Raw genomic sequence first — 11,382 nt, 5'->3', positions numbered from 1 at the left:
GACTTGAGTCTACTCCACTCAACTTACGTCCGCGCGGGCGTATTCCGGATCCCGACCGCGCAGACGACGGCACCGGCCAGCAGTAGGAGCGCCATCACCACCATGGCCCGGTGCAGCCCCTCGACGCTCACCTCGCCGCCGAGCACGACGCCAGCGAGTGCCACCGTGACCAGGCCGGCGATCCGGGCGAAGGCGTTGTTGACCGCCGACCCGGACCCGGCCTCGGACTGCGGGACCGAACCGAGCACCGCACTCGTCAGGGGTGTGACCATCAGCGCGATGCCCACGCCGATCAGCACCAGTCCGGGGAACACCGACCACCAGTAGCCGTCCGGGTCGTCGCCGGCGAACAGCAGCAGGAGCGCCCCGACCGCACCGACCGCCGGCCCCGCGGCCATGAACCAGCGTGGGCCGTACCGACCGGCGAAGGACCCGACGGCGGTGGAGAGCACGAGCAACATGATCGTCGGCGGCAGCGTCGCGAGGCCGGCGAGCCAGGCCGGGAACCGCCAGACCTCCTGCAGGAAGAGCGTGACGACGAAGAAGACCATGCCGAGTGCGCCGTAGATGGACAGCGTCGCGAGGTTGCCGACGGTGAAGTTGCGCGCCCGGAACAGTTCGAGCGGCACGAGCGGCGACCCGGCCGTCCGGGTCACCCGCAGTTCCCACGGCACGAACGCCACGAGGGCAGCGGCACCGAGCACGAGCGCGGCGACCACCACCGGGGAACCCCATCCCAGCCGCTCCTGCTCGATGAGCCCGAGCACGACACCGCCGACCCCGACCACGGCGAGCAGCGCCCCGACGACGTCAATGCGTGGGCGGACGACTGGGTGCACCTCGCCGGTGATGCGCAGGACCAGGGGGATCGTCACGGCGATCGGCACCGCGGTGAGCACGAAGATCCACCGCCACCCGATCCCGTCCACCACCAGGCCGCCGGCCACGGGCCCGAGGATGGTGGCTGCACTCGACCAGGCTGTCCACGTGCCGATCGCCTTCGCCTGCGCCGCCCCGCGGAACGCCGCCACGATCAGCGCGAGCGCACTCGGCATGACGAGCGCCCCGCCGACGCCCTGCAGCGCGCGGGCGACGATGAGCACCTCGCCGGCCGGGGCGACCGCGCACGCCACGGACGCGATGCCGAAGACCACGAGCCCCCACGTGATGATCCGCACCCGGCCGAACAGGTCGGACAGGCTCCCGGCGACCAGGATGAGCGAGCCCAGGGTGACGAGGTAGGCGTCGACGACCCACTGCTGCACGACGAGTCCGCCGCCGAGCTCCTGCCGGATCGCGGGGAGTGCGACGTTCACGACGCTCGAGTCGAGCCCGACGACGAACGACGCCAGGATCGCCACCACCAGCACGATGCGTCGGTCGTCCCGGAGCGGTGCGACGGCGTGCGGCGCGGGGACGGGAGCGGTCATGTGCTCATCCTGCGGCACGGGGTGCCCGGCGGTCGATCCCGCACGACGAAGCCCCCGCGACCGATGTGGTCGCGGGGGCTGCCGACAGGACGGGGCTGGGTGTCCTAACGCCGGGAGTCGGTGTTGGGCTGCGCGCTCGGTCCCGGGTTCAGGACCGGACCGGCGGCGGGCTCGGCGGGAGCGTTCTGGACGGTGCTGTTGTGCACCGTGCCGTCCGGCGCCGCACCGTTGGCCTGGGCCTTCTTCTCGTCGTCGGACATCTCCTTCTTGAAGATGTTGATCGACTGACCGAGGCCCTTGGCGAGCGCCGGGAGCTTGGTCGCGCCGAACAGCAGGATGACGATCCCGAGGATGATCAGCAGGTGAATGCCGCCGAGGTTTCCGAGCATCATGACTCCTTGTTGTGGAACTGGTCGCCGTCCGGTGATCGTCGTCGACCCACGTGGCGGAAGTCCGTGTGCCTCCATCGTAACTCCCCCGCCCCTGGAAGCCCAGGCCGGCCCCCGGAACGGACACCGTTCGTCCAGGGAAGCGCAGCGCTCAGTACGCGCCGCGGGACCGCAGCACCGACGGGACGGTGCGGGCGAGGATCACCAGGTCGTGCAGGAACGACCAGTTCTCGACGTAGTGCAGGTCGAGCCGCACCCCTTCGGCCCAGTCGAGGTCCGATCGGCCGCTGACCTGCCACAGGCCGGTGATCCCCGGGGTCACGAGGAGTCGGCGGTCGGCGAAGTCCTCGTACAGCGCGACCTCGCGGGGCAGGGCCGGTCGGGGGCCGACCAGGCTCATCGACCCGGTGAGCACGTTCCACAGCTGCGGCAGTTCGTCGAGCGAGGTCCGTCGCAGGAAGGCACCGACCCGGGTCACCCGCGGGTCGTCCTGCATCTTGAACAGCGGACCGGCGCCCTGGTTCTCGGACTGCAGAGCAGCCATGCGCGCCTCGGCGTCGACGCACATCGTCCGGAACTTCAGGATCGGGAACTCCGCGCCACCGCGACCGACGCGGACCTGCCGGAAGAACACCGGCCCGCCGTCGTCAGCGCGGACCGCCAGCGCGACCGCGGCCAGGACCGGGGAGAGCAACGCCAGGCCGAGCACGGCGCCGACGACGTCGAGCGCCCGCTTGCCCATCCGGCGGCGGTAGTCGGGGGTCTCGACGTGCATGAGCGGCAGCCCGTCGACCGGGCGCTCGTGCACCCGCCCGGCGGCGATGTCGGCCAGGGGGGAGGACACCACGAGCTCGACGCCGTGTTCCTCGAGCTGCCACCCGAGGCGACGGAGGCGGGCGTGCCCACCACGGACGGCACCCGCGACGACGACGGCGGAGACGCCCTCGGCCCGGGCGTGCGCGAGCACGTCATCGATGCCCCCGACGACCGGAGCCGTTGCCGCCCCCAGGTCGACACGGGCCCCGGCCGGAGCGCAGTCCGTGACGACGGCCCGCACGCGGTAGCCGGCACTCGGCGCAGCGGCGATCCGCGCACCCACGTACCGGACGTCCTCGGCGTCGCCGACGATCAGGACGTCCTGCAGGTGCTCGCCCCGGGCGCGACTCCGGGCGAGCACTGTGCGGACACCCTTGCGGCCGAGTGTCAGGAACGCGAGCCCCAGCGGGAACGCGATCGCGACGTACCCGCGGGCCAGGTCGAGCTGCGCCGCGTACGCGACGACCGCGACCCCGGCGATGGCGACGAGGCTCGCGGTGACGAGGCGGCGGTACTCCTCGCCGCCGATGCCCGCGATCCGGGGGTCGCGGGTGCGGAACACCGAGAGCAGGAGCATCCAGACCACGACGATGGCGGGGGCCACCACGAACTCGAACCAGCCCGAGCGTGGTCGGACGGATGCGAGCTCCCAGGGGAACCGCACGACGTGGGCGATGGCGAACGCGGTGAGCAGCAGCGCGAGGTCGAGCAACGCCACCGCGGGGACGAACCCCCGGCGCGCCCCCGCCGGAGCGACCGTCCGGAGTGACGCCGTGGCACCGACCGGCCCGGCGGACGTCGGCACCGTCGAGTTCAGCGCGGTCGGGTGGAGCACGGTCGAGTGGAGCACGGTGGGGACCGCTCCGGTGGGTGGGCGCATCGCGAACGACATCTGGGGCCTCCTGTCGACCGATCGACGAGGAGATCGATCGGACGCCGGAGTCGCTCAGGTCACGACATCGAGCGGCGCACCGTCAAATATATCACCGTGTCGTTCTGCATATCAACGGTCGAGCGCGCGGTCCAGACTCCATAGCACGGGCGCCTCCCGGAGCGCGGGGACGTCGGCCTCGGTCACCCCGCGCAGCCGGAACACCACCCGTTCGCCGGGCAGCAGCGTCATGAACCCGCGGTCGACCGTGCCGCCGGCCGCCACACGGTCCGGCTGCACGAGCAGGTCGCGGACGAGCGAGTCAGCCTCGACGGTCAGGTCCACGCCGCCGTCGACCACCGCGAACGCGGTCCGGTAGCGCGCCGGCTCCCAGCGCATCGCAGCGTCGGGGCCGGGGGTCCAGACCGCACGGCGCCAGTCCATGTCCGCGACGATGAGCTCGTTCGCCGGGTCGTCGACGACGCCCACCGACTCGGGCAGCGACACCACCGCGACGCCGGCGCCGGACAACCGGACCGGCAGCGACACCTCGGCCAGGATCGTGCCGGCCGTGGTGATCCGGCGGACCCGGACGACGCTGTCGTGCCCGGTGCGGGTCGACCGGACGGCCACCTCGACGGGCGAGGACCCGAAGGCGCCGGGCGAGACGCCCAGCGAGAGCGTGTCCGCGAGCGCACCCAGATCGGCCGTCTCGCCGGCCGCAGGCGACGCACCCGGGTGATCCGGGCCTCCCGTCCGCTCCGCACCCGACGCACCCGACGCGCTGGTCGGAACGACCGCACCGGACGCGTCGGCCGCCCCAGGCGCCACCGACACCGACGACACCGGACGGATCGTCAGCAGCACGTCGTCGTACAGGCGGCGCAGCTCGTGCGCCAGCGGCTTCAGCCGCCCCGCCGAGTCGATCGCGGACCACGACGACACCGGCCACAGGTCGTTCAGCTGCCACACCACCACGCCGGTGTTCCGCGGCCAGTGCGTGCGCCAGTGCTCGATGCCGGTCGCGATCGCCCGTGCCTGCTGCAGCTGCGTCAGGTAATGCCAGGCGTCGAACGCTGCCGGGTCGACCCCGCCGAAGCGCGGCTCCAGCCCGCGGGCCAGCTTGGCCATCCCGTCCGCCGCCTTCTGGTGGTGGACCACACCGGGCGAGTCGACCCGCAGCGGCGCGTCCGTGACCGCATCGCGCAGCGTGCGCCAAGCGGGCGGCGCCTGCCAGCCGAACTCGGACACGAAGCGCGGCACCGACTCGCGGTAGGCGGTGTCGGGCAGCCGGTTCCAGACGTCCCAGGAGTGGTGCGTCTCGTGGTCGACCTCGTTCGCGGGCAGCGACTCGGAACCGGACCACGGCGACGCGACCGTGTAGAAGCGCGACGGGTCGACGGCGTCGACGATGGTCGGCAACAGGTCGAGGTAGTAGTCGAGGCCCCAGCCCCGATCGCCCAGCTCGGCACCCCAGCCGTCGGCGTCGTGCAGCCAGATGTTCTCGTTGTTGCCGTTCCAGACCACCAGCGAAGGATGGCGGGCGAGCCGGGCGACGTTGTCCCGCGCCTCGGCGATGACCTCGCTGCGGATCGGCTCGACCTCCGGGTAGGCGGAGCAGGCGAACGGGAAGTCCTGCCAGACGAGCAGCCCGAGTTCGTCGCAGACCTCGTAGAAGTCGCGCGATTCGTACACGCCGCCGCCCCAGACGCGCACGAGGTTCGTGCCGAGCGACGCCGCGGCACCCAGCCGGGACTCGAGCCGGGCGCGGTCCACGCGCGAGACGATGACGTCGTCGGGGATCCAGTTGACGCCACGGACGTCGACGAGGGTGCCGTTGACGTGCACCGCGAAGGGGCGACCGATGCCGTCCACCTGGGTCTCGATCCGGGTCGACCGGAAGCCGGTGCGGAACGTGTCGCGGTCGAGCACCTCGCCGTCGACGGTCTGCAGCTCGACCACGACGTCGTACTGCGGCTGCGCGCCGTAGCCGCGCGGCCACCAGCGTCGTGCCTCGGGAACGCGCACGGTGACGACCGTCTCGTCGTCCTTCGGGGTCAGCTGCGCGCGGGAGCGCTGACGCGTGGTGGCGCCGTCCTCGGTCTCGCCGCTCACGGTGACGACGAGCACCAGGTCGTCGTCCTCGCCGTCCTGGTCCAGGTCGTTCATCCCCGAACGCTCGACGGTGATGTGGGCGTCGAGCACGCCCTCACCGGCCTCGACGTCGACGAGTGGACGCACCTCGCGCAGGCGCGCGGTCGACCAGCGCTCGATCGCGACCGGCCGCCAGGGGCCGCTCGTGACCGCGGTCAGGCCCCAGTCCCAGCCGAAGTTCGACGCCATCTTGCGGATGTACGGGAACGGTTCGTCGTACGGGCCCGGCATGCTGCCGGCCTTCGCGGCCACCCGGCCGGCCTCGCGGTACGGCGACTCGAACAGGATCTCGAGGTCCTTCGTGGTGCCACCGGACCCCGTCTGCACCCGGGCGTCGAACCGGTAGCGGCGGTGCATGTTGCGGGTCGTGCCCACGACGACGCCGTCCAGGCTGAGCTCCGCGACGGTGTCCAGGCCGTCGCAGACCAGGTCGACGCGCTCGTGTCCGCGCGGGTCGACGTCGACCGTGCGGCGGTAGGCCCAGTCGGCGCGGCCGACCCACTTGGCGGCCTGCTCGTTCAGGTGGAACGTCGGGTCCGGCAGCAGGCCCTCCCGCTCCAGGTCGGTGTGGACCTGGCCCGGCACCGTCGCCGGGATGGTGCGGCCCACGACGCCGTCCGGCGCGCCGGTTCCTCCGGCCATCGTCACGGTCCAGTGGTCGCGGAGTTCCTCGCGTTCGAGGGTCATGCGGGTCCTTCTCTTCGGCGGCAGGGTGTCCGTCAGCCTCGGTCGGGGACGCCGGCCGGCGGCCCGGCCCACGACCGGTCCCACGGCCTGGAGGCGCGGCACCGGTTGCCCGGGCGTCGTCACGCCGCGCGCGCGAACGGGGTGCGCTCGCGCGAGGGGTGCTCGGCGATGCTAGTACGGGATGCTTTCGGCAACCTAGGTGGTGACAGGGGCGGGTCGCGCGGGCAAGGTGGGAACGTGATCACCGTCGAACTCGCCAGGTCCCTCCGTGACGCCGGCCTCCGCTGGCACCCCGAGACCGGGGACCGGTTCGTGATCGACAAGCCCGGCATCGACGACGACGTCTACACGGTGTCCGAGATGACCGTCGAACGGCACGACTCCCCCACCGGCACGATCCTCGGCTTCAACGGCACCACGGAGTGGGCCCTCGACTCGGTCACCGCGTCGGAGTCGCTCTGGCTGCCCCGCGAGGACCAGCTGCGCGACCTGCTCGGGCCGTCGTTCATCGGGCTGACCCGGGTGCCGGTCGGCGGGCGCGTGGTCTTCACGGTGACCGCGACGATCGGGGGCGTCGACCGCAGCTTCGCGTCCGAGGTGCCCGCGATCGCGTACGGGCAGGCACTGCAGGCGTACATCACGGCTGCGCTCTCCTGAGCTGCGCAGCCCGCGCGGCGCAGCCCGAGCGGCGCGCCCGGGCTCGCCGTTCCTGGGTGTCGGCGGAATGCGCGCTGAGGAGCGTTTGGTTGCATGGGTCCATGACCGTTCCGAACATCACCCTGAACGACGGCAAGACCATCCCGCAGCTCGGCTTCGGCGTCTTCCAGATCGACCCCTCCGAGACGAAGGCCGCCACGCTGGCTGCGCTCGAGGTCGGCTACCGCCACATCGACACCGCCGAGATGTACGGCAACGAGAAGGAGGTCGGTGAGGCGATCGCTGCGTCCGGCATCCCGCGTGAGGAGATCTTCGTCACCTCGAAGCTCAACAACGGCTTCCACGACCCCGAGGCTGCGCTGGAGAACGGCAAGAAGTCGGCCGAGCTGCTCGGCGGCTACACCGACCTCTTCCTGATCCACTGGCCCCTGCCCACCGTCTCGGACTTCGTGCCGACGTGGAAGGCCTTCGAGGAGCTCTACGCCGCCGGTACCGCCCGGTCGATCGGTGTCTCGAACTTCCAGACCAACCACCTCAACCGCCTCGCCGCCGAGACGACCATCACCCCGGCCGTGAACCAGATCGAGGTGCACCCGTACCTGGCGCAGGACGAACTCCGCGCCTACAACCGTGAGCACGGCATCGCGACCGAGGCGTGGTCCCCGATCGCGCAGGGCCTCGTGCTCGACGACGAGACCATCACCCGCATCGCCTCGTCGGTCGGCAAGTCCCCGGCGCAGGTCGTCCTCCGTTGGCACATCCAGCGCGGCGACATCGTGTTCCCGAAGTCCGTCACGCGCGCCCGCGTCGAGGAGAACTTCGCGATCTTCGACTTCGAGCTCTCGGACGAGGACATGACGGACATCACCGGCCTCGACAAGGGCCACCGCACGGGTCCCGACCCCGACACGTTCGACTACGTGCCGGCCTGATCGATCCCAGCACAGCAGCACGTCGCGAGAGCCGTCCGGGTCAGCCCGGGCGGCTCTCGCCGTCCGTGGCCGTCAGCGGTTCGTCGCGACCGAGGCCGTCACGGTGAACTTCGGGGTCCTGACGACCTCGCGGGTCGGCCCGACCAGGCGCGAGAGGACCGGCCGGTAGCGCAGGTGCGTGTTCCAGACGCACCACAGTTCACCGCCGGCCTGGAGGATCGTGGCCGCGTTCCGGAACATCGCCTCGGCGGTGTCCGTGGTCACCGCCGTGTCCGCGTGGAACGGCGGGTTGCACAGCACCAGCTGCGCGGACCCCTCGGCGAGCTCGTCGCCCGCGTCGGTCCGCAGCACCGTCACCCGGTCGGCGACCCCGTTGGCTTCCGCCGTCGCGCGCGTCGACTCCACCGCGATCCGCGACACGTCGGTGGCGACCACGCGGACGTTCGGTCGGCGCAGCGCGATCGCCGCTGCGATCACGCCGTTGCCACTCCCCAGGTCCACGACCGTGCGCGCGGTGGGGACCGCTCGGTCCATCGCGTCGAGGAGCACCCGCGTGCCCTGGTCGAGCGACGCCCCCGCGAACACGCCACCGTGTGCCACCAGGGTCATGCCGAGGTCGTCGACGTGCACCGACCGGGGCCAGGGGTTCGTGGTCGCGGCACGGGTGGCCTGGGCGCGGAGCGGGTCCTGCGCGATGAGCAGCCGCGACTTGCCCCGGCCACGCGAGGCAGCGACGTCGCCGAACGACCGGCGCAGCACGTCGTTCTGCGACAGGTTCATGTACTTGACGTTGCCGCCGCAGAGCAACACGACGTCGGGCGCGGCGAACCGGGCGACGGCGCGGGCGATCTCGTCCAGACGGTCGTGCGACTTCGACAGCCGCAGCACGACCAGCCGGACGTCGCGGAACGCAGCCTCGAACGAGTCGGGGTGGTGGAACCCACGGAGTCCGAAGGTGCCGGCGTTGGCCTCGAGCGCCCGCTCCCCCACCAGGGAGTCCTGCACGACCCGGATGTCGCTCGCGCCGTACTGCGTGATGAGGCCGAGCGTCAGCACCCCGTACCGGTCGTCGACGACCGCGACCTCGCCCGGCTGCCGGAGTGCGTCGCCGTGCACGTGCGGTGCTTCGTCGAGCAGGAAGCGGTCGGTGCCGTCGATCGCGATGAGGTCGGGCGCGTCGTCGTCGCGTCGGCGGAAGAGGTCGGCGAAGTCTGGCACCGCGTCAGCGTACCCGGCGACAGCCCGCGGCGAAGCGCATGGTGATTGCACTCGCGATATCAACAGCCTGTGTATTTCACATGTCAATACACTGGGAGTCCCCCCACCAGAAGGAGCCCTCAATGGCATCCACATCGTTCCGGAGCGCCGCGGTCGTCTGCGGCGTCCTCACCGCTTCCCTCGGCTTCGGCTTGCTGACGCCCGCGGCCGCCACCGCTGCCACCGCCACTCCCGCAGCCGCCTCGTCGTCGGACTCCACCGTGCAGGAGACTCTTCCGGACTTCGATTCCATCCCCGTCGATCCCTCGCTGGAGGCACTGCGCTTCTCCATCGACTGGAGCACCCCGTGGTCATCCCGCATCGTCGGCGGACGAGCCGGTGGTGGCGACGACGTCTGGCTCGTCAGCGGCAACCAGGTGTACGACCGGAGCACCACCGGCATCTTCTTCCTCGTCGTGCAGGACCGCCACAAGGACGAACCGCTCGAAGCGATCCGCGTCCACACCGCCGCCGACGGCACCCAGACCCGCGGCGAGCGCACCCCAATCCCCCGCACCATCAAGATCGACGGACTGCAGCAGCAGAACACGTTCACGCCCGGCACCACCCACTTCGCCGGCAGTGCGACCGCCGGTGCCACGATCGTCGCGAAGGACACCACCTCGGGCGCCACCCTGTTCACGACCGAGGTCAGCGGGGCACGCAACGGGACCGGCACCTGGAACGCCGATGCCGACCTCGCCGACTCCGACCACGTGATCACCCTCACGCAGACGACGACCGACGGTCGGAAGAACGAGCTCCGCGACGTGCGGTTCTCGCCGGCGGCATCGGAGGCGCCGCAGGCGCCGACGGTCGTGCAGAAGGGGCGCGTCCTCGACGGGTCGTTCGTCGTGGCGGGTTCCGTCGCTGAGGACGTCGACTCGGTCGTCGTGCAGGACGAAGCCGGCTCCACCATCGCCGACGCCAGCCTCGGCGAGACCGGCTACTCCGCTCGGCTCCCGCAGGACCGCGTCGGCTCCACGGTCTACGTCGTCGGACGCACTGCCGACGGCACCTCCTCGGCCCGCGTGCCCGTCGCGCTCGAGCAGCTGCCGATCGACCCGACTGCCGCCGCACCGTCCCTCCGGTCCGTGTTCGTCTACCCGGACGGGCGCGTCCAGGTGGTCGGGGAGCGCGATGACGCTCCTGGGCTCTGGATCCTCGACGGAGACCGCGTCGTCGGGCACACCACCCGCGCCGATGCGGTGTGGAGCTACACGATCGCCGCCGCCGCGACCGGCAAGCAGCTCGACATGGTCAACCTGGTCTTCAACGGCCGCGACTTCAGCGGGACATCGGAGCGCGTTGCGCTTCCCCGCCTCCTGCGGGTCGAGGGCCTCGCGGACGAGAACGACTACACGCCGGGCAAGCGGGCGTTCGCCGGCACCGCCGAGGCCGGCGCGACGATCACCGCGACCGACCAGCGCGGCCAGCGACTCTTCGAGACGAAGGCAGACGGCGCACGGTCGGGCGTGGGCACCTGGGACGCCACCGCCGACCTGACCAGCAAGGACGGGTACGAGGTCACGTTCACGCAGACCACCGCCGACGGACGCTCCTCGGTAATGCGCAACATCGCCTTCACCACCGAAGACGACGCCGTCGCACCGCTCGTGGTCACGTCCCCCGGGATGAACGGCACCGCCTCCGGCCCCCGCCCCACCTTCACCGGCACGGGCCAGGCCGGGTCCACGATCGAGATCCGCGGCACCTCCCGCGTCGTCGGGACCGCCGAGGTCAACGCCGACGGCAAGTGGAGCGCCACGTCGAGCATCGACCTCGGCCGCGGCAGCTACGCCCTCACCGCGAAGCAGACCACCACCGGCAACGCCACCAGCGAAGCCCCCGTCCGCTTCTCCGTCACCGCCACGGCAGCGCCGTTGACGGTCACGTCCCCCGGGATGAACGGCACCACCACCGGACCCCGCCCCACCTTCACCGGCACCGGCCAGGCCGGCTCGACGATCGAGATCCGCGGCACCTCCCGCGTCGTCGCGACCGCCGAGGTCAACGCCGACGGCAAGTGGAGCGTGGCGTCGAACATCGACCTCGGCCGTGGCAGCTACGCCCTCACCGCGAAGCAGACCACGCCCGGCAACGCCACCAGCGAGCTCCCCGTCCGCTTCACCGTCAAGTAAGCCACACAGCCCACACAGAACGCCCCCGGTGACCACTCGGTCACCGGG

8 protein-coding genes are annotated in these 11,382 nt (G+C 71.6%); 3 read left to right on the top strand and 5 right to left on the bottom strand.

Translation table 11 applies throughout. The features are described 5' to 3' along the window. Window positions 1–23: 23 nt before the first annotated feature. The 4 genes from QRN30_RS00700 to QRN30_RS00685 all read right to left on the bottom strand — a co-directional run bounded on the left by QRN30_RS00700 (window position 24) and on the right by QRN30_RS00685 (window position 6,347). Window positions 24–1,430 (bottom strand): MFS transporter, encoded by a 1,407-nt coding sequence (locus QRN30_RS00700; RefSeq protein WP_071250555.1) that lies wholly within the window; start codon window positions 1,428–1,430, stop codon window positions 24–26. A 104-nt stretch (window positions 1,431–1,534) separates the two neighbouring features. Continuing rightward, complete coding sequence (tatA, locus tag QRN30_RS00695) at window positions 1,535–1,819, bottom strand: twin-arginine translocase TatA/TatE family subunit (protein ID WP_031259354.1); 285 nt, start codon at window positions 1,817–1,819, stop codon at window positions 1,535–1,537. Between the two features lie 151 nt (window positions 1,820–1,970). Next, window positions 1,971–3,527 (bottom strand): sugar transferase, encoded by a 1,557-nt coding sequence (locus QRN30_RS00690; protein ID WP_017886370.1) that lies wholly within the window; start codon window positions 3,525–3,527, stop codon window positions 1,971–1,973. 111 nt (window positions 3,528–3,638) lie between these two features. After that, entirely contained in the window at window positions 3,639–6,347 is a 2,709-nt protein-coding gene (locus tag QRN30_RS00685; protein ID WP_052481747.1) for a glycoside hydrolase family 2 protein, read from the bottom strand. A gap of 237 nt (window positions 6,348–6,584) precedes the next feature. On the opposite strand from QRN30_RS00685, the gene QRN30_RS00680 reads away from it, so the two are divergent. Both QRN30_RS00680 and QRN30_RS00675 read left to right on the top strand, forming a co-directional pair. Further along, window positions 6,585–7,004 carry a hypothetical protein gene (locus tag QRN30_RS00680; protein ID WP_017886372.1) on the top strand — a complete coding sequence of 140 codons (420 nt, stop codon included), beginning with the start codon at window positions 6,585–6,587 and terminating at the stop codon, window positions 7,002–7,004. Between the two features lie 101 nt (window positions 7,005–7,105). Further along, a complete protein-coding gene (locus QRN30_RS00675; RefSeq protein ID WP_017886373.1) occupies window positions 7,106–7,936 on the top strand; it encodes an aldo/keto reductase in 831 nt (276 codons plus the stop codon). 72 nt (window positions 7,937–8,008) lie between these two features. Here QRN30_RS00675 and QRN30_RS00670 read toward each other — a convergent pair whose 3' ends face one another. Then, window positions 8,009–9,154 carry a class I SAM-dependent methyltransferase gene (locus QRN30_RS00670; RefSeq protein WP_284760041.1) on the bottom strand — a complete coding sequence of 382 codons (1,146 nt, stop codon included), beginning with the start codon at window positions 9,152–9,154 and terminating at the stop codon, window positions 8,009–8,011. Window positions 9,155–9,276: 122 nt separating this feature from the next. Here QRN30_RS00670 and QRN30_RS00665 point away from each other — a divergent pair, with 122 nt between their 5' ends. Next, a complete protein-coding gene (locus QRN30_RS00665) occupies window positions 9,277–11,334 on the top strand; it encodes an Ig-like domain-containing protein (RefSeq protein ID WP_017886375.1) in 2,058 nt (685 codons plus the stop codon). Window positions 11,335–11,382 lie beyond the last annotated feature (48 nt).

This window comes from Curtobacterium sp. MEB011 (genome assembly GCF_030209655.1).
GTDB classification, from domain to species: domain Bacteria; phylum Actinomycetota; class Actinomycetes; order Actinomycetales; family Microbacteriaceae; genus Curtobacterium; species Curtobacterium poinsettiae.
This window is presented reverse-complemented; position numbering and strand designations above follow the sequence as displayed.